This window comes from Synechocystis sp. CACIAM 05, from assembly GCF_010222815.1.
Taxonomy (GTDB): domain Bacteria; phylum Cyanobacteriota; class Cyanobacteriia; order Cyanobacteriales; family Microcystaceae; genus Synechocystis.
The window spans coordinates 2,982,519-3,001,428 of the sequence record NZ_CP019225.1 but is presented as its reverse complement, the minus strand read 5'-3'; the positions used below and the strand labels follow the sequence as shown (position 1 = coordinate 3,001,428).

Sequence of the window (18,910 nt, the reverse complement as noted above, 5' to 3'; positions counted from 1 at the left end):
CCCATTCTGCATCGCTCAGGTCTGTTTCATAGGCTGTCGACTTTTCATGCTCTTTGTCTCCTTCTGCTCTTAACTCTTAGTTTTCCTTTTTTTCTTCTCCTACTTGCTATCCATTACAAGACTTTATAAATGAGCTCTAAATTTCATCCTGATTTCATTTTGCTTTGCCAGACTGGAATTAGAGAAGGAATAGGAGGTAAGCATTCCCGTGGGTAATCAATTCTGGATATATGGGTTGGCAGGACTACTCCTCAGTGGTTCAGCGGCTGGGGTAACAGCGGTTTATCGCAATCAATCTCCACCACAGATGATGGCCCAACAAGGTATGCACATGCAATGGACAGACCAAAGTTTTATCGAAATGATGATTCCCCACCATCAAGATGCCATTGATATGGCGGAGATGGCGTTACAAAAAGCCGAACATCCTGAACTCAAGGAGTTGGCACGGAATATTATCCGAGACCAGGAAAGGGAAATCAAAGAAATGAAAACCTGGTATCAGCAATGGTTTAAACAACCAGTGCCTGCTTTGTCGAGCCAGGGAATGATGGGAATGCACCAAGGTCACGGCATGATGGCGATGGATTTAGAGGCTTTGGCCACCGCCCAAAACTTTGACCGGGAATTTATTCGTCAGATGATTCCCCACCACCAAATGGCAGTGATGATGGCTAGCAATTTAAAAACCAATACGGAACGCCCGGAGATGGATAAATTGATGGATGACATTATCCGCTCCCAAAGTGCGGAAATTAAGCAAATGAAGCAATGGTATCAAAACTGGTATGGTCAGTGAGGAAGCATGAGACTTTTACTGGTGGAGGATGAGCCAGATCTAGGAATGGCTTTAGAAAAAGCTCTCCGAAGGGAAAATTACATTGTTGATTGGGTACAGGAAGGTAATTTAGCCTGGAGCTATCTGGATCAAGGTTGGGTGAACTATACCCTAGCTATTTTTGATTGGATGGTGCCGGGGTTATCAGGGTTGGAATTGTGTCAAAAACTCCGGTGCCAAAGGAGTTCTTTACCGATTCTAATGCTGACAGCGAAGGATCAAATTGCAGACCGGGTTGAGGGTTTAGACGCAGGGGCCGATGATTATTTAATTAAGCCCTTTGGCATGGCGGAACTATTGGCCCGTTTACGTTCTTTGCAAAGGAGATCGCCAGAATTGCACCCCCCCCAGTTACAGGTGGGGCAATGGGAATTAGATTATGGGACTTTTGCGGTAGTAACCCCAGAGGAAGCAAGAATTACCCTCACAGCCAAGGAGTTCCAGCTTTTGGAGTACTTCATGAAACATCCCCAGCAAATTCTTAGTAGTGAACAGATTAAAAATCAACTGTGGGCGCTGTCGGCGGAATCCACCAGTAATGTTGTAGCGGCCCAGGTGCGTTTGCTCCGGCGAAAATTAGAGGAGTATGGCCATGGCAATCTCATTGAAACCGTGTATGGCTTAGGGTATCGTTTCCAGCCCCATCCAACCCATGCAGAACAATAGATTATTCAATCTATCCCGTTGGCGTTTAGCCAGTTATTATGCTGGGGTCATGGGGCTAATTTTGGGTCTTTGTGGATTAGCCGTTTATGAAATGACTTCCCAGGATCATTGGCGATCGCTGGATCAAGAGCTTACTTCCCTAGCGGGGACTCTCCATGATGGATTGGAACCACTATTACAACAACCAGGGCAGTTAGAGCCGTCAGTTAAACAAATTTTGCCTAATCTTTGTTTGGGTAATGTGGCTTGCCCTAGGCTCCCTCAACGGAGCCATATTCTCAATGCGACCCAACAGCCGGGCTATTATGTCCGGTTTTTAGACTTAAACGGTCAATTATTAGCAACGGCAGGGGAAAATCCCCCAGGCTTAGCCTTTGAGCGGGAAACCACCCGTCAAAAACCATTAACGGATCAAAAAGGGAACCGCTATCACCAAGTTTCGTTGCAGTTAAAAACCGCTACTGGTGAACCTTGGGGCTATTTAAAGGTGGGGCGCTCCTTGGTGGAATATGACCATCATTTGCACACGATCCAAGGCTTTTTAGTTTGGGGTTTACCCATTGTGATGATTGTGGTCGGTGGTGCTAGTTGGTGGTTAGCAGGCTTAGCCATGGAGCCAGTTTATCGTTCTTACCAACAAATCCAGCAGTTCACCGCTGATATTGCCCACGAATTACGTACACCGATTACGGCGATTCAGGCAACGTTGGAAACGACATTAAATGCAGAACCTAATGCTGAAGAAACCCATAGCACCTTGCAAACCTTAAAACGACAAAATTATCGTCTCAGCCATTTAATCCATGATTTATTACTCCTCTCCCGCATGGATTTAACAACAGTTAATCCGACTCAGTTTACCCTTTGTTGTCTCAATGATTTGGTTGAGGATTTAACAGAGGAATTTGCCGGTTTGGCGATCGCCGCTGGGGTATTGTTATCTGCGAAGTTAGACAATCAAGCAAATATCTGGGTCAGGGGAGAAGAAGAACAGCTTTATCGTTTGGTGGGTAATTTAATCAGTAATGCCATTCACTACACCCCAACGGGGGGCGAGGTAACCGTCATGCTTGAGACCGATAAACAGCAAGCCATCATCAAAGTCCAAGATACGGGCATTGGCATTGCTTCGGAGAATCAAAGCCGGGTTTTTGACCGTTTTTATCGGGTGGACACGGCCCGGTCTCGACAACGGGGAGGGGCAGGATTAGGCCTTGCCATTGCCCAGGCGATCGCCGTTAAGCATCAAGGTGTTTTGACTGTAGAGAGTGAATTGGGTCAGGGAAGTTTATTCACCATTCGCTTATCAATATGTCCGCCACCATACCAACAGTCCCGAGAGTGTACCAAAAATCTCACCTAACAGGGTATGGATACTGTCAATGCACTTTACTTAGCAATCCGAGTAGCATTCAAAATCGCTAACAGTGCTACTCCCACATCCGCAAACACCGCCTCCCAGAGGGTTGCCAAGCCAATGGTGCCCAGGGCGATAAAAAGTGCTTTAATCCCTAGGGCTAGGACAATGTTCTGTACAACAATTTGACGAGTTTTGCGGGCCACATGAATCGCTTCGGCCACCTTCGAGGGCGCATCGGTCATCAACACCACGTCCGCTGTTTCAATGGCAGCATCGGAGCCCAATCCCCCCATGGCTATACCGACATCGGCTCGGGCAATCACGGGGGCATCATTAATACCATCTCCTACAAATGCCAGTTTTGCTTTACCTGAAGGATCTAGCAGTTGCTCAATTTCATCGACTTTTTCTTCTGGCAATAATTCAGCAACAAAGGCATCTAAACCAATTTGCTGGGCAACGGATTGAGCTACTATTTCACTATCCCCGGTCAGCATCACGGTCTTTTCAACTCCCATGCGTTTTAGGTCTCGAATCGCTTGAACCGCATCTTCCTTAATTTCGTCGGCAATCAGAATATAGCCCCCATAGCGCCCATCTACGGCGAGATGAACCACTGTACCGGCTACGTCACAGGTATCATGATCGATTTTTTCTCGATGCAAAAGGCGATCATTGCCCGCAATGACGACTTGATTTTGCACAACGGCTCGAATGCCATGCCCAGCAATTTCTTCGTAGTCGGCCACTTCAGAGTCAGCGATCGACTGGGCATAAGCTTCGCGGATCGATAGGGCAATGGGATGAGTGGAATGGGATTCGGCTTTTGCGGCTAGGGTTAACAATTCTGATTCAGAAAATCCATTTTTGGTAACGACCTGAGTAACCTTAAATGTGCCTTTGGTTAAGGTTCCAGTTTTATCAAACACAACGGTTTTAACGGCCGTGAGGGAGTCTAAAAAGGTAGATCCCTTGATCAAAATCCCATGTTTGGCGGCTCCCCCAATGCCACCAAAATAGCCGAGCGGAATGCTGATCACCAATCCACAGGGACAGGAAATCACCAACAGAACCAAGGCACGATAAACCCAATCGGCTCGATCCGCCCCAGGGATGAACAGAGGTGGTAACAGGGCAACGGCTAACGAAAGAAAGACGATAACGGGAGTGTAGTAGCGGGCAAATTGGGTGATGAATTTCTCGGTGGATGCCTTTTTGCTAGACGCATTTTCAACCAGATCGAGCACTTTGGCGATCGAAGATTCACTAAATAGTTTGGTGACTCGAATTGTCAACACACCCGATTGGTTGATCATGCCTGCAAGAATGGTATCTCCAGGCTTAACTGTGCCGGGCACCGATTCGCCAGTCAGTGCTGAAGTATCTACCTGTGAAGTTCCCCCTAAAATCTCGCCATCCAGGGGCACTTTTTCACCCGGCTTTACCAAAATTAAGTCATCAACCTGTACCGTTTCGGGGGAAACTTGTTGCACTGTACCATTGCGCTTCAAGTTCGCGGTATCGGGACGTGCTTCCAGTAAAGCTTTGATGGAACGGCGCGATCGCCCAACGGAGTATTCTTGAAATAGCTCTCCCACTCGAAAGAACAACATCACGGCCACGGCTTCGGGGAGTTGATGAATTGCCAAGGCCCCCAAGGTGGCGATCGTCATTAAAAAGTTTTCATCAAAAATCTGCCCTCTGAGAATATTGCGTCCCGCTGTTTTGAGCACTGTCCAACCACTCAAGAGATAGGCAGGAATAATCACTGCAAATTCAGCAATCTGACCTGGCGTGTTGTGTAACGGTTGCTCGAACAAAATAGCAATGGTAAAGAGGGCGATCGCCGTCAGGACGGGCAGTAGTTCTTGTTTCAGATTAAATTCACCAGCACCATGACTATGGCTATGGCCTTCTTCCCTATGGGAGTGGGGATGTTTATGACCATTAAGCGTTACAGATGATTTTGGCTCTGCAAGGGTGTAACCCAGGGCGGCGATCCGTTCTTGAATGGTTATTTCACTGACCTGCTTGGGATCATAGGTAACAGTTAATCGTCCCGTGGCCACCGTGACAGAGGCCTCTGCTACTCCCTTCAATCTTTCCAAGCTACCTTCAATTTTTAACTTGCAACTAGTGCAGTCCATGCCGCCGACTTGCATTTGCTGAGTTTTGAGCGGTGAAGATTGGGTCATGGCGGCCAACGTGATTTAAAGAAAAACCTCCTTGAACCGTAGCACAAATCTTGAAACACCTGAAGATATGCTCAGATATTAAAGATGTTAGGATGAAAATCATTTTCTAAATCCAGTTTAAATTTTTCCCTAGCTCCTAACGCCAACCTCTATGAGTAAGTCCTCGTTGTCAAAGTCACAATCCTGCCAGAACGAAGAGATGCCCCTTTGTGATCAACCTCTTGTTCATCTTGAGCAGGTACGACAGGTTCAACCAGAGGTGATGTCATTGGACCAGGCCCAGCAAATGGCGGAGTTTTTCAGTGCACTAGCTGATCCGAGTCGGTTGCGTTTAATGTCGGCATTGGCCCGCCAAGAACTCTGTGTCTGTGATTTAGCAGCGGCGATGAAAGTGAGTGAATCGGCAGTTTCCCATCAATTACGAATTTTACGATCGCAGCGCCTGGTAAAGTATCGCCGGGTCGGCCGTAATGTTTACTACAGCTTGGCGGATAATCATGTGATGAATTTGTATCGGGAAGTTGCAGACCATTTGCAGGAATCGGATTAAGGAGATGGACGATGATTCTGCGATCACTGCTTTATTTTGTCATGGCGGGTTTGTGTGAAATTGGGGGCGGATACTTAGTTTGGTTATGGATACGGGAAGGTAAAAGTGTTTGGTTGGCATTAGTTAGAGCAATTTTACTCACCGTATATGGATTTGTAGCAACGCTTCAACCTGCCAACTTTGGGCGAGCCTATGCCGCCTATGGCGGAATTTTCATCATCCTCTCCATTATCTGGGGATGGCAAGTAGACAATGTGGTAGTCGATCGCCTGGACTGGCTTGGAGCGGCGATCGCCTTGGTTGGTGTATTAGTGATGATGTATGCTACCAGGGCTTAGAGCGTGTTTGAAAAGCCCCCCTGGCCCACCAAGTTTGGGGGGAAACTAAGTCAAAGTCCCCCAGTATTGGGGGATTTAGGGGGCAGAATCAGACTTTATAAACAGGTTCTTAATTCCATCATTAATTAATTACCCTCTTAGTAACCGCAATCCACTCAACGTTACGATTACCGTCGAGCCTTCATGCCCCAAAACCCCAAAGGGCAGCGTGATATTACCCGCAAAGTTTGCAATCAACAGAATCATCACAAAACCAAGGGCAAACACAATGTTTTGTTTGACCACTCCTTGAGCGCGACGACCCAAACGAATGGCGTGTTCTAACCGCTCCAAACGATCCGCCATTAAGACAATATCTGCGGTTTCTAAGGCCACATCACTACCAGCGGCCCCCATCGCAATACCAACAGATGCCTGAGCTAAGGCGGGTGCATCATTGATGCCGTCTCCCACCATGGCGACGGATTGATACTGCTTCTGGAGTTGGCGAATCACATCCACTTTATCTTCGGGCAAAAGTTCTGCATAAACCTGATTAACTCCCACCTGTTGAGCAATGCTGTGGGCGGTACGTGAGTTATCCCCAGTTAGCATGACAATTCGCTCAATTCCTAATCGTTTTAATCGGGCGATCGCCTGGGCGGCGGTGGGTCGTACAGTATCTGCCACGGCAATGAGACCTAAAATCTCTCCAGCGTAGGCAACCCAGACGACGGTTTTACCTTCAGCTTCCCACTGCTGACTTTGCTCTATCAGGTTTGTAGCAACATGATTGACCTGGGCCTGAACAAACACGGCTTTACCAACTATCGCCTGTTGGCCCTCAATGTCTCCGATAATGCCCTGTCCCGCCTGCGCTTGAACGTTCCTGGCTGTTGCCCAGGCTTGGTTCTGTTGACGGGTGAAGTCGGCGATCGCCTAAAGTTCCTGTTATAAAAAGCTATATGGATAAGTTGACAGAATTGCCCCCCGATCTCCCCATTCCAGTTGATGATGGTGCTTGTAGTCATTTACTGGGAATATATTTGCCGTCCATCTCTTTACCTTCAACTCAAGGTGAATATGTTGATTTATCAATAATCTTAGGTCGCGTTGTGGTTTACTGCTATCCCATGACAGGGCAACCTGGAATCCCCCTTCCTGACCAATGGGATGGGATACCTGGAGCAAGAGGATGTACGCCACAGTCCTGTAATTTTCGGGATCATTATCAACAGCTAAATAAATTGGGGGCAAGCGTATTTGGTCTTAGCACCCAAAGCACTAACCATCAATTAGAGGCAAAGACAAGGCTACATTTACCTTTTGAACTTTTGAGTGATCATGCATTGAACTTTACCACTATGTTGCAATTGCCAATGTTTGAAGTAGAAGGTAAATATTTCATCAAGCGAGTTACCCTGATTGTTGAAGAAGGCAAAATTATCAAATTTTTCTATCCAGTCTTTCCACCGGATAAAAATGCCGATGACGTAATTAAGTGGCTGGAAAAATACACCGGAGAATAATGCCTGCCCACCGAAAAGCTTAGGCTTAATCAGTTGAGCTTGCTTTTTATGATGCTCTTGCCCAAAATGACAGTGCCAGAGATGTTATGGGGGCTCCTCAACTACGCGAGCTAGCACTTGTCCTCACTGACCGCATCCGCAAAAATGTGTCGATTGATTGGAACCTACGGGAAGGCGCAAGAGGCAGAATTAAGGTTATGGTCAAGCCTCTATTGCGACAATATGGCTATCTTCCCAATATGGTCGCTTTAGCAACTGAGTTAGTATGGGAACAAGCAACTATCTTCGTTGATTTTGAGATTAGCAAAACCAATTAATATTATGATTTATACACTTAAGCCAAATTTTTACAATCAAAAAAATAGCTATCTTTTATATTCAAATTTTTCTAAACAAAAAGAATTTATAAAAGAAATTTTAGGAGATAAATATGATTCTATTTTAAATAAGAAAAAATATAAAGATCATCCAGCACGAAAATCTTTAGAGATTTGCGATTTGATGATTGATCAAGGTGGAGTTATCAAATGGCCAGAAAATGAAGATAAAATTAATCAGATACTAGAAGTTGTTTTAATGAATTTTATCATCAATAAATGCAGTGGCAGAACAAAAAATGATTTTATTTTAGGTAATTTCGGTAATTATAGAAATCCAGACATAATCAAAAGAAATAAATCTAGAGTGTTAAGCAATGAAGATTATTTATCATTAATGACAGAATTTGCTTGCGCTGCACGATATCTTAATAAACATAACTATTCAATAGAAGCGATTCCAGAAAGAGAAACTTCATCTCCTGATTTTAAGCTTATTATATCTAGTCCTCCATCAGTGATTTTGTTTGAGTGTAAAAGATTAATGAATCATTGTGACAAAATAATTATTCAATCTAAGATAAAACAATCAAATAGACAAATAAAAGAATTCTCTGAAATAAAAAAATTAAAATCTTGTGGAGTTCTTGTCCTTGATATATCAGGTATTTGCCCATGTTTACAAGTTGAGTTAGATCAACACTTAAATAAAATACCCCAAAAAATAGAAAATGTAAAAAATGATATTGAAAGCCTATTAAAAAATGACTACAGAAGTGTCAGTGGGGTTTTAATTCTTTGGAATGAATATGAGCATTTTCAGAAAAATAATTTATCACTATTTGTTTTTCATAAAAGGGGAATTTTAGTTGAACATAAAAAACCAAAATATTCGATAACTCCAGATACAATTGAAACTAAAGATTGGGGTTACAGTTTTTATTTGCCAGTTTACTGGAAATCAAGAAAAAATTAATGTCTTTTGGTTATAAATTTTCAAGATAATACCCAAAAAATCTCACTCACCACTTTTCTTAGTCTATCCTGACAGTCCTTAGTCGTGAACTTCATGGTGGGTATTCTCTCACGGAGCATTAGGCGATCGCCATCAAAAAAAGAGTTTGACCTGTTACACACTTTTACTAAGGGTTTATTGGTGATTGCCGTTAGATCAAGAGATACACTTACTTTGATTGAGCGGTAAACCTTTGGATGGCCTCTAGTCGGGAGGGCATCAAGACACATGCTTCTAGCAACGTAAAATCTAAATCAGGGAGTAATTGGCTTTTGGGGGTTTCTTGGTAGCGATCGCCGTCTAGGGAGTAAATAAAAAATTTATTATCCTGCCACATCCAAACCTCACGAATGCTAAGCCGCTGATATTTTTCGAGTTTCTTAGGACTACCACTGGTAACATTGACCTCAATAGCTAAATCAGGATGCTCCTTTTTCTCCCCGAGATAGTAAGATTCATCCGGCTCAAAAGATACAGACTTTTCCTTTGATTCACGGGTCGCACTACCTACTGGAATAAATTCGATTCCTTGAGTGAACAGATAATATTCAATTAGAAATCCAATAATGGTTTTTATTGACTCGTGATATTCTCCCAGGGTCATGAACTCAATTACTCCATCTAAATAGGTCATGCGTAGCCCTGGCCCTTGAGCCATCGCCCCTTGAATGGCTTTAAACGTTTCCCAACTGTGGTAACCGGGTAGAACGAAATGTTGATTTTTGGTCAGAATAGGCGGAGAAGTGACGACGGTCATGGGGACGGCCCTCTGCTGAGATTGCATCAATGCTAGATTCTTCTTATTTTATCGCCGCCTAGAGATGGGAGACGATCGCCCGGTCGTAATCCCATTTCATCTTGATTTCATATTGCTATGAAACACTGAGGACGTTGCGTTGTCATAGTTCTATGCAAAGCCGGATGATTGCTCGGAGTTGGGCTTTGACCCTGATGTTGGGAATGTTAACGGGATCTCCTACGGTAACTTTTGCCCATGCAGGGCACGGAGATGAATTTCACCAAAGTGAATCGGCCCAGTCGGCCCAGGGCATTTCCCTTGATGGGGATACCATTCGTCGTCTGGATATTCAAGTGGAGCCTGTACAATCTCGTTATCTAGACACTGGCATTAGAACAACGGGGCAGATTGAAACCCTGCCGCAACAAAGGGTAGAAGTTACAACACCAGTGGGGGGAAAGTTACTCAAACTCTTGGTTTTGCCTGGGGCAACGGTCAGGGCTGGCCAACCAGTGGCGATTATGACCAGCGCTGAATTAGCTGAACTCCGCACCACCGCTCAAGACAGACAAAGTTTGGCGATCGCCGCTGTGGAAGAGGCCCAAGCGGATTTGGCACTAGCCCAGGAAAATTACCGCCAACAACAACAGGTAGCCAAGAGTGAAATTGAAGAAGCCCGCATTGCTAAGGAATTTGCCCAAGAACGTTACCAGCGAGACCAGGAGTTAGAAGCCAATGGGGCCCTCCCCCGTCGCCAGTTTTTAGAATCAGAAGTGGCCTTAGCCCAAGCCCAGGCTAATTTAGTGAGAACCCAAAGTCGTTTGCCGGTCAGTGAAGCCCAAGCTCAAATTAAGCGGGCCCAAGCTGCCTTAAGCGTGGCTCAAAAACAGGTCAAATTGAGCGAGGAAAACTATCAAACCCGTTTACAACAATTGGGGACTGATGCCCGCCCCGATGGCACCATTGTCATTAAAGCCCCCATCGATGGGATCGTTGTTGACCCTGCCACTACCCCAGAACATGAGATTAAAGTCGGAGAGTCTCGCCAAGATGCAGGGGAGCCAATTTTTACCCTAATTAATAGTCAGCAAGTTCAAGTTTCAGCCAATATCTACGAGAAGGATCTAAACAAAATTCGCCGGGGCCAAGGTATTCGGGGCTGGGTCAGTAGTTCACCGGATAAAACCTTTAGGGGCAGGATCAATCAAATCGGCTCCGTGGTGGAAGGAGACAATCGGATCGTTTCCGTCAAAGCGACATTGGATAATCCCGACGGTCAACTGAAGCCCGGCCTGTTTGTGGAGTTGGAAGTCCTAACCGACCGTACCTCGACCCCTGTGCTTGCTGTTCCCTCCTCGGCGATAGTCAAAACCAATGATCAGCAAAATCTGGTCTTTGTGCAGAATGGCAATGTTTTTGAACCCATTACCGTTACCCTGGGGCAGACCGCCGGGGACTGGGTGGAAATCACCGACGGTTTGTTTGCCGGGGATTTAGTGGTCAGCCAACGGGCTAGTCAGCTCTATGCCCAATCTTTGCGGGCTAAACCAGCAGAAAAAATAGAAGAGACTGAAGAATCTACAGAAATAACCGCATCTACTTTTGCCCTGCCTGGAGTAACGTCATGGCTTTTCCCCTTGGGGGGAACAGTTGTGGCCGCCGGATTATTTTGGGCCGGTAGCCTGTGGGGAAAACGCCAACAAAGTCAGCAGTTGCGGGAGCCTAGCTTAACGTCTAGCCCAGAGGAACCATCCCTGGAAATTGAAAAAGTCCTGATTGAAACCCCATCCCACCAGGATTTCCCCTAAATAATCCGAATTCCTCAAGCCATCCATTTACCCTTGCTATTTGCTTAGAAAATGCTTAATGCCATCCTCAAATGGTCGATCACCCAACGTTGGCTAGTGGTTATTGGAGCCATTTTGGTAGCTATTTTAGGAACCTACAACCTCACCCGGATGCCGTTGGATGTGTTCCCCCCCTTTGCACCGCCCCAGGTGGAAATTCAAACCGAGGCCCCCGGTTTAGCGCCGGAGGAAGTGGAAACTCTAATTACTCTGCCCATCGAAAGTGCGGTGAATGGCACCCCAGGGGTAGAAATGGTGCGGTCTTCCTCAGCGGTGGGCATTTCCGTGGTTAAGGCTATTTTTGCCGATAACACAGACATTTATCGAGCCAGACAATTGGTAACGGAAAGACTCCAATCGGCCCGGAGTAAATTACCCAGCGGAGCAGAGGAACCACAAATCTCCCCTGTATCTTCCCCCATTAGCACCATTTTGATGTACGCCTTAACCGTGGAGGAGTCCCCGACAAACCCCCAGGTCAATTTGATGGAAGTGCGGCGGCGGGTGGACCGGGAAATCACCAATCAAATTTTGGCCGTACCGGGAGTTTCCCAAGTAGTCGTTTATGGGGGGGACGTTAAGCAGTATCAGGTTTTAGTCGATCCTGCCCGCCTCAAGGCTTTTAATATTTCCCTCCAACAGGTGACCGAGGCGGTGGAGGAGGCCAATGTCAATGCAGCGGGGGGATTTTTATTAACTGCCGACCAAGAAGATGTGATTCGAGGGTTAGGGCGCATCGAAAATTTATCCCAATTGGCGGATTCCGTGGTGACAGCTAGGGATGGGACACCGATTCTGCTCCGGGATGTGGCGGAAGTGGTCATTGGCCCGGCTTTGATGAGGGGCGATGGCAGTGTGGATGGCCAACGGGCGGTGGTGCTGGTAATTGATAAACAACCCCAGGCTGATACCCCCACGGTGACCAAAGCGGTGGAAAGAACCATGGCAGAAGTAAAGGCCGCCCTCCCTGCCGGGGTCAATCTCCAGGTTACGTTTCGCCAAGAAAGTTTTATTGATGCGGCGATCGCCAATGTGCGGGATTCTTTGCGGGATGGCATTATCATCGTCGCTGTGGTGATGGTGATGTTTCTAATGAATTGGCGCACTGCGATTATTACCCTCAGTGCCATTCCCCTCTCCATTCTCATTGGCATGATGATTTTAGGTTGGTTCGGTCAAGGTATTAACGCCATGACCCTAGGAGGTTTAGCGGTGGCGATCGGCTCTGTAGTGGATGACTCCATCGTTGATATGGAAAATTGCTACCGGGGTCTCCGCAAAAATCAAGCTTTGGGTAATCCCAAGCATCCCTTTCAAGTGGTTTACGACACCTCTGTGGAAGTTCGTACCAGTGTGATTTTTTCCACAGTCATCATCGTTGTTGTCTTTGCCCCCATTTTTAGTCTGACGGGGGTAGAAGGGCGCATTTTTGCCCCCATGGGGGTGGCTTATTTGTTGTCCATTATGGCTTCGACCCTAGTGGCCATGACCCTTTCCCCAGCCCTCTGTGCCCTCCTATTAGCCCCCTGCCGTTTGCCCAGTGATGAAACTTGGTTGGCTCACATTAGCCGGAGGATTTATCAGCCCTTATTAAAGTTCAGTACCCACCATCCCCGCTGGATTATTGGGGCGGCGATCGCCTTTTTTATCTTTTCCCTCAGCCTAGTACCCAGTATGGGGCGGGTTTTTCTGCCAGAATTCCAAGAACAATCCTTGGTTAATGCCCTACTGCTTTATCCCGGTAGTTCCCTGGAAGCCACTAATCGGGTTGGTTTTGCCCTCCAGGATGCTCTCAAAGAAGATCCCCGCTTTAGCTCCGTACAATTACGTTCTGGCCGGGCCCCTGGGGATGCCGATGCCGGTGGGGTCAATTTAGGCCATTTGGACGTAGAACTTAGTGACGCAGGGATGGCCGACCGGGAAGGGAGTATTGAAACCCTACGGGCTGAGTTTGACAAAATTCCTGGGGTGGCTCCCAACATTGGCGGTTTTATTTCCCACCGCATGGATGAAGTGTTATCGGGGGTCAGAAGTGCGATCGCCGTTAAAATTTTTGGCCCCGACTTAGAACAACTCCGCACCCTGGGGAAATCGGTGGAAACGGCCATGGCGGAGATTCCTGGGCTGGTGGATTTACAACTAGAACCCCAAGTCCCGGTGCGTCAGGTACAAATTCAGTTTGATCGCCTAGCGGCCGGGCGTTATGGGTTAACCGTTGGCGAACTTTCTCAGTTAGTAGAAACCGCATTGAACGGTAGAGTAGCCTCCCAAGTTTTGCAGGATCAACAATTATTTGATCTGCTGGTTTGGCTGAAAGCAGATGCCCGCAATAACCTAGAAACCATTAGTAATTTACTGGTGGATACCCCCAGCGGCACCAAAATTCCCCTAGCCCAAGTCGCCCAAATTACTTATGGCACCGGCCCCAATACCATCAATCGAGAAAATGTTTCCCGGTTAATTGTTGCTTCTGCCAACGTTAAGGGCCGAGATTTGCGGTCTGTGGTCAACGATATTCAAGCCCAAGTAAAGGAAAAAGTTTCTCTTCCTACGGGTTATTTCATCCAGTACGGTGGTCAGTTTGAATCGGAGGAACGGGCCAGTCAAAATCTTTTACTGTTTGGCTTTTTATCCATCGTTGTCATCACTATTTTGATGTATTTCGCGGTCAAATCCCTAGCCGCAACTCTAATGATTATGGTCAATCTTCCCTTGGCTTTGGCTGGAGGAATTTTGGCGATCGCCGTGACGGGGGGCGTTATTTCCGTTGCTTCTTTGGTGGGTTTTATTACCCTATTCGGAGTGGCTGTCCGTAATGGTTTATTGCTGGTGGATAACTACAATCAAAAGTTTGCCCTAGCATTGCCCCTAGCCCAGGTGATCCATGAAGGTTCCCAAGAAAGATTAGTCGCCATTTTGATGACTGCCCTCACCTCCGCCCTGGGTATGTTGCCCCTGGCGATCGGCACCGGAGCCGGTAAGGAAATCCTCCAACCCCTGGCGATCGTCATTTTGGGGGGACTCTTCACCTCCACCGCTTTAACTCTATTGGTATTACCAGCTTTGTATGCCCAATTTGGACGATTTTTACGTCCATTAGCTAGTGTTACTACTCCAGAATCAACTCCCATTAATGTCCTGACAAAAGTTTAAATTATTAACTTATTTATGAAATATCAAATCGTAGCCAATCCTGTCATCCTTTTAACCACAGTTTTTCTGCTCAATGCCTGTGGTAATCCAACGCCAACAACGGATGTTGCGGTGAGTCCATCCCCAAGTCCTAGCAATGCCTCAACGGAAAATATCGAGCAGGACAAAGCCGAATCCCATGGGGCCCAAGGGGGACAGGTCATTGAAATGGGTGATTACCATTTAGAATTACTTCCCATTAAAGAAGCTGGGGGTTTCCATCTGGATTTTTACCTACAGAAAGGCATTGAACATGAAGCAGTTCCCAATGCCGTTGTGACCGGAAAAATTCAGTTTCCCGATGGTAGCCAGCAAGACATTAACTTTGCCTATAGTGATCAAGATAAGCACTATACAGCTCTTCTTTCTACCCAAGTCTCAGGGGATTATAAACTTGCAATTTTGAGTGACATTGATGGTGAAAAAGTCAACGGAAGATTCAACTTTAAATATTGAAATAGCTATGGACAGTAAATTGATTACCACTATCCATAGCTCATAAAATCCTAAAATTATCCAATTAATAAAAATCAATTAGTGTTTAATTTCCACCGTTTCTATTCTATTGGACACCCAAAAATCATTAATTTCCCCTGTACTTAATACTGGTTGACCTACAGAAGAGAACAGCAAACTAACTCCCATCAGAGCCATGATTGCATTCTCGGAAAAACTAATAATCCCTAAAGGTGCCTTTGAATTGCCTCCAATACAAGCACAATTCAAAGATAGTTTATCAATGTAAACAGCCTTAAAAACTGATGCTGTACCACTAATGCCAACTAAAAAAGAAACAATGCCAGTGGCTAATGGTGCTATTCCCGATAAATAACCCAAACCTAAGATTAATTCAATAAAAGGATAAACTTTACCATAAGCTTTGCATTTTTTAGTAATCAAGTCATATTTTTCAAAGCTATTAGCAAAAGACTCAATATCCATTAACTTCAACGAGGCAAGCATGGATAAAGAAATTCCCATTAATCCAGTTAATCCTAGGGATGTTGCCAAGGTAATTAGCCCAGCCGTTGAAAATAGAGCAATTACTGGGGTATAGGAGTAATCAGCCTTTTCTGGATCAACCATCAACAGTTTAGCCAGGTCAGTATAGCCCCCAATCCTTGTCTCTCCTTGAAAGATTTGAGGTGTGGTTGCCACCTCATATTTGATCTTAAATGAATTAACTTCATCTTGAGTTGTTAATTTAATATCCTCGTAAGGAATACCTTGCTCTTGTAACAAATTGATAGCTTTCAGTCCCCAAGGGCAGTTATGGTCTGGAGTAGACATTCTATACACCTTCAGAAGTGTGGTTTCAGTTAGGCGTTCATGGACAATTGTCATTAGGCTCACCTCAAAAAAGATATTGCAGGTTAATAAGCTAAATGTAGACCCTGTAGTGGACTATAGAGTCAAGGGTTACAACCACTATTTTTTAATATTGTTTTTTATGTAAAGGGCTTGACCCTATAGCTAACTAGAGGGTTTACAATAGAAAGATTAGTACCCTTCAAAAAGAGTGAAGATTATGGTTAGTCTCTTAAAAATTGGGGATATTGCTAAACAGACCGGGGTTTCCGTCGGCACTCTAAGATATTATGAAACACTTCATTTACTCTTTCCTGAAGAAAGGGGAGACAATCATTATCGTTATTACAGCAAAAATGCTATTCAGCAAGTTAAATTTATTAAGAAAGCCCAGTCTTTAGGCTTCTCTTTAGAAGAAATTAAGCAAATTTTAGAAGTTACAAGTCATGGAAAAAATTCTTGTGACTTAGTAAAAATATTATTGATCAACAAAATAACAGAGCTTGATCTTAAGATTAAAAGTATGATGTCATTCAAATCAGAATTAGAAAGGTATTCTTCTCAATGGTCATCTATATCTGATGATGATAATGAAGAGAGCTTTTGCCCACTCATTGCATCTGTTGACAGGTAATAAAATTCTTGGTGATCGCCTTATTGTTGGGAAGATAGCACCCGTCAGATTTGTGGGATATCTCTATGGGGTCAAATGTACTGAAATGATAGTCGATTTCAAAATGAAATTGTTGACAAGGCTTGCTCCTTCTCTTGTTCAGAAACCTCCAGGTAGTGGGACAACACATTCAAATTCTTATGACCACTAATCTTTTGAATAACCCGGAGATTAATCCCCTTGCGACACATCATCGTTAACGCAGTCCGGCGGAAAGAATGGGTAGATACCCCCCTGACTTCAATCCTATCCGTAGCAGCTTTCAAAATTTTGTGGGCCATGGAAGGATGAAAATGTGACCCCACCCGTTTGCCCCGAAATACATAGGACGATGAAAACCTAACGAATTGTTGGGCTTGCCGGTACTCATCAAATAAAACTTGCAACGCTGGAGTAATGGCCACAGTGCGACTGGATTTGGTTTTAGTTTTTTCAATGCGGAAAGTCATGGCATCCGTGGTGACATCAGCCCAAGCCAAAGAACAGGCTTCACCAATACGGCAACCAGTATAAAGGCAGATCCCGAATAAAAGGCGATCGCGGGGAGTGAGCAAGCCAATGGTGAACAAGTCATGTAATTCCTGCTCAGTTAATACTTTTGCCTGCCCCTGACGGTTAATTTTCATTCAATTTCATGAAACATTGAATAGCTGCCACAACCCTAATTCTATCGTGGAATTTTTTTGATTCCCCGTCGCTCAACATAAATTATTGCTAATTATTCTCAAACGGCACTCCCATCTTGACTCCTAAAGCTTTAGCTTCTGACGACCTTGCCACTACACAACCATCATTATTGGAAAGTACCATCACCGGCTTTCCGTTTAATAGGGGTTGAAAGATCCGCTCACAGGACACATAGAAATTATTGCAATCCACCAGGGCAATGCTGTTCATAGGGAATGAATCACATTGGTGACCACGCCCCACACTTCAAAGTCTATTAAATCAGTGATGACCAGGGACGGATAGTCAGAATTTTCAGAAGCTAGATAAATTTTTTGCTTTTCCATCCTCAACCGTTTAACTAACAATTCCCCATTGACCACAGCGATCACCACCTTGCCGTCCCGTGGCTCCAGGGAACGATCCACAATCAAAATATCCCCGGCATGAATCCCGGCCCCAATCATCGAATCCCCAGTCACTTACACAAAGAAGGCGGCAGCAGGATGTTTGATCAGATATTGATTTAGGTCTAACTTTCCCTCTAAATAGTCCTGCGCCGGAGAGGGAAAGCCGGCTGATACCGGGCAGGCGTAAAGGGGCAGCTCATAAACCGTTCGCCGACTGGGGCGGTAAATTTCTGGTAGCACGTTGGCAGGCATAATCTATGGGGAGGGCTTCACCATCAACTGTACTAAAACTTTTCTGGGTTGGACGTAACAGCCATAACCTATTGGGAATTTTCACTCCCCGCACACTGAAGTTACTCAAGGCGATCACCAGAGATTCCTAGAGCCGGATTTTCCATCACCGAGTCTGATAGATGTATTGGATGTATTACCATTAACCGTAGTCATAGCTAGACCCTGTCCGTTTAAAACCTTGCCCAGTCAAATCAGTATGGTTTCTGAAAAGACCGCATATACCTAAACTCTAAGCCACACCGCTGGCATGCCTGCGTGGGAACCCAGCTGAGATGGCCGTTGATCACTGGACCGGTACGATGATCGCCTCAACAATCCCACAACCGAAACAAAGTTATAGCCAGTGCTTAGGATAGGTTCTTTCTTCCGCCAAATTATTGAAAACTACAGCACACAGCACTAAAAGCATTGAACCTTCCAAGGTTGGCGTTAGGATAAAGTTCCAGTCTGGTCTGGTCATCATAACCACCAAAGCAACGGCTCCTGAAGGAGGATGCAATGTTCCAGTAAATTGCATAATGCCGATGGCTAGCGACACTGCCGCCCCCATCGCCATGGGTGAAGAACCGAGAAAATGCAAAACCGTTAGACTCACCAATGCCGCTAACAGATTGCCACCGATGACGTTACGGGGTTGGGCTAAGGGGCTATCAGGAACACCAAAAATTAAAACACTAGTGGCCCCAAAGGGAGCCATTAAAAGCGGGGAATTCGTTTTTACCGTCAAGTAAGCACAGATAGAAATCGCCAAAAAACTACCGAACCAACTCCAAAAAATGTGGCCATGATGAGGCTTCTCAACCGGGCAGGTTAAAGGGCAGGACCACCATCTGTGTAAGGTCTTGAACCAATAGTCTTCCCATTTTAATCGGGCTTTCCTGTAGTCAACCATGAAGGACTGAACACTCCTAAAGTACTGCCAAAAAAGTAATAAGTACGCTGCTATGCAGTAATCATCGAATTCAGCGAAGATTGGCACTATGCAACAGAGCCG

General features: G+C 45.4%; 20 protein-coding genes and 2 pseudogenes. 13 read left to right on the top strand and 9 right to left on the bottom strand.

From position 1 onward, the window contains the following. Positions 1-208 precede the first annotated feature (208 nt). Genes BWK47_RS14235 through rppB form a run of 3 tightly spaced genes read left to right on the top strand, consistent with a single transcriptional unit; the run spans position 209 to position 2,867 of the window. Positions 209-799: a DUF305 domain-containing protein gene (locus BWK47_RS14235; protein WP_162329146.1), complete on the top strand. Its 591-nt coding sequence runs from the start codon at positions 209-211 to the stop codon at positions 797-799. A 6-nt stretch (positions 800-805) separates the two neighbouring features. Further along, a complete protein-coding gene (gene rppA, locus BWK47_RS14230) occupies positions 806-1,504 on the top strand; it encodes a two-component system response regulator RppA (RefSeq protein WP_162329145.1) in 699 nt (232 codons plus the stop codon). Then, a complete protein-coding gene (gene rppB, locus BWK47_RS14225; protein ID WP_162329144.1) occupies positions 1,491-2,867 on the top strand; it encodes a two-component system sensor histidine kinase RppB in 1,377 nt (458 codons plus the stop codon). Before rppA ends, rppB begins: the two co-directional genes overlap by 14 nt. A 26-nt stretch (positions 2,868-2,893) precedes the next feature. On the opposite strand, the gene BWK47_RS14220 is transcribed toward rppB, so the two are convergent. Further along, a complete protein-coding gene (locus tag BWK47_RS14220; RefSeq protein WP_010873934.1) occupies positions 2,894-5,059 on the bottom strand; it encodes a heavy metal translocating P-type ATPase in 2,166 nt (721 codons plus the stop codon). A 151-nt stretch (positions 5,060-5,210) separates the two neighbouring features. Between BWK47_RS14220 and ziaR the strand changes: the two genes are divergently transcribed. Both ziaR and BWK47_RS14210 read left to right on the top strand, forming a co-directional pair. Beyond that, the gene (ziaR, locus tag BWK47_RS14215; protein WP_010873933.1) at positions 5,211-5,609 is read left to right on the top strand and encodes a Zn(II)-sensing metalloregulatory transcriptional repressor ZiaR; all 399 of its coding nucleotides are present in this window, start codon (positions 5,211-5,213) and stop codon (positions 5,607-5,609) included. Positions 5,610-5,620: 11 nt separating this feature from the next. Continuing rightward, positions 5,621-5,947, top strand: a complete 327-nt coding sequence (locus BWK47_RS14210) for a YnfA family protein (RefSeq protein ID WP_162329143.1) — start codon at positions 5,621-5,623, stop codon at positions 5,945-5,947. Positions 5,948-6,076: 129 nt separating this feature from the next. Here the strand turns inward: BWK47_RS14210 and BWK47_RS14205 are convergent, their stop codons facing one another. Then, positions 6,077-6,775: an HAD-IC family P-type ATPase gene (locus tag BWK47_RS14205; RefSeq protein ID WP_336235121.1), complete on the bottom strand. Its 699-nt coding sequence runs from the start codon at positions 6,773-6,775 to the stop codon at positions 6,077-6,079. Between BWK47_RS14205 and BWK47_RS17190 the strand changes: the two genes are divergently transcribed. The 4 genes and pseudogenes from BWK47_RS17190 (at position 6,716) to BWK47_RS14190 (ending at position 8,748) form a co-directional block, all read left to right on the top strand. Continuing rightward, positions 6,716-6,883: a hypothetical protein gene (locus tag BWK47_RS17190; protein ID WP_237269661.1), complete on the top strand. Its 168-nt coding sequence runs from the start codon at positions 6,716-6,718 to the stop codon at positions 6,881-6,883. The two genes, BWK47_RS14205 and BWK47_RS17190, sit on opposite strands and share 60 nt — an antisense overlap. Before the next feature lie 8 nt (positions 6,884-6,891). Further along, positions 6,892-7,455, top strand: a complete 564-nt coding sequence (locus BWK47_RS14200; RefSeq protein ID WP_162329142.1) for a peroxiredoxin — start codon at positions 6,892-6,894, stop codon at positions 7,453-7,455. Between the two features lie 47 nt (positions 7,456-7,502). Continuing rightward, positions 7,503-7,772, top strand: a pseudogene (locus BWK47_RS17430) (type I restriction enzyme endonuclease domain-containing protein); the annotation flags it as partial. Beyond that, a complete protein-coding gene (locus tag BWK47_RS14190) occupies positions 7,750-8,748 on the top strand; it encodes a hypothetical protein (RefSeq protein ID WP_204250419.1) in 999 nt (332 codons plus the stop codon). The pseudogene BWK47_RS17430 and the gene BWK47_RS14190, both read left to right, overlap by 23 nt. A 208-nt stretch (positions 8,749-8,956) precedes the next feature. Here BWK47_RS14190 and BWK47_RS14185 read toward each other — a convergent pair whose 3' ends face one another. After that, entirely contained in the window at positions 8,957-9,571 is a 615-nt protein-coding gene (locus BWK47_RS14185; RefSeq protein ID WP_162329140.1) for a Uma2 family endonuclease, read from the bottom strand. Between the two features lie 125 nt (positions 9,572-9,696). Here BWK47_RS14185 and BWK47_RS14180 point away from each other — a divergent pair, with 125 nt between their 5' ends. The 3 genes from BWK47_RS14180 to BWK47_RS14170 are packed head-to-tail and all read left to right on the top strand — an operon-like array spanning position 9,697 to position 15,021. Then, a complete protein-coding gene (locus tag BWK47_RS14180) occupies positions 9,697-11,334 on the top strand; it encodes an efflux RND transporter periplasmic adaptor subunit (RefSeq protein ID WP_162329139.1) in 1,638 nt (545 codons plus the stop codon). Between the two features lie 51 nt (positions 11,335-11,385). Beyond that, positions 11,386-14,526: an efflux RND transporter permease subunit gene (locus BWK47_RS14175; RefSeq protein WP_162329138.1), complete on the top strand. Its 3,141-nt coding sequence runs from the start codon at positions 11,386-11,388 to the stop codon at positions 14,524-14,526. A gap of 15 nt (positions 14,527-14,541) precedes the next feature. Continuing rightward, positions 14,542-15,021, top strand: coding sequence for a hypothetical protein (locus tag BWK47_RS14170; protein WP_162329137.1), 480 nt, complete (start codon positions 14,542-14,544; stop codon positions 15,019-15,021). Between the two features lie 78 nt (positions 15,022-15,099). Here BWK47_RS14170 and BWK47_RS14165 read toward each other — a convergent pair whose 3' ends face one another. Then, positions 15,100-15,909, bottom strand: coding sequence for a MauE/DoxX family redox-associated membrane protein (locus tag BWK47_RS14165; protein ID WP_162329136.1), 810 nt, complete (start codon positions 15,907-15,909; stop codon positions 15,100-15,102). 184 nt (positions 15,910-16,093) lie between these two features. Between BWK47_RS14165 and BWK47_RS14160 the strand changes: the two genes are divergently transcribed. Continuing rightward, positions 16,094-16,507: a heavy metal-responsive transcriptional regulator gene (locus BWK47_RS14160; protein WP_162329135.1), complete on the top strand. Its 414-nt coding sequence runs from the start codon at positions 16,094-16,096 to the stop codon at positions 16,505-16,507. 98 nt (positions 16,508-16,605) lie between these two features. Here BWK47_RS14160 and BWK47_RS14155 read toward each other — a convergent pair whose 3' ends face one another. The 5 genes and pseudogenes from BWK47_RS14155 to BWK47_RS14135 form a co-directional block, all read right to left on the bottom strand. Further along, positions 16,606-17,172: a tyrosine-type recombinase/integrase gene (locus BWK47_RS14155; protein ID WP_162329134.1), complete on the bottom strand. Its 567-nt coding sequence runs from the start codon at positions 17,170-17,172 to the stop codon at positions 16,606-16,608. 100 nt (positions 17,173-17,272) lie between these two features. Beyond that, positions 17,273-17,443: pseudogene (locus tag BWK47_RS14150) on the bottom strand (Y-family DNA polymerase); the annotation flags it as partial. Further along, on the bottom strand, positions 17,440-17,694 hold the full coding sequence (locus tag BWK47_RS17350; protein ID WP_336234803.1) for a LexA family protein: 255 nt from the start codon (positions 17,692-17,694) through the stop codon (positions 17,440-17,442). The pseudogene BWK47_RS14150 and the gene BWK47_RS17350, both read right to left, overlap by 4 nt. Next, complete coding sequence (locus tag BWK47_RS17345) at positions 17,695-17,874, bottom strand: hypothetical protein (protein ID WP_336234802.1); 180 nt, start codon at positions 17,872-17,874, stop codon at positions 17,695-17,697. A 376-nt stretch (positions 17,875-18,250) separates the two neighbouring features. After that, positions 18,251-18,808, bottom strand: a complete 558-nt coding sequence (locus tag BWK47_RS14135; RefSeq protein ID WP_162329712.1) for an HPP family protein — start codon at positions 18,806-18,808, stop codon at positions 18,251-18,253. Positions 18,809-18,910: the final 102 nt, after the last annotated feature.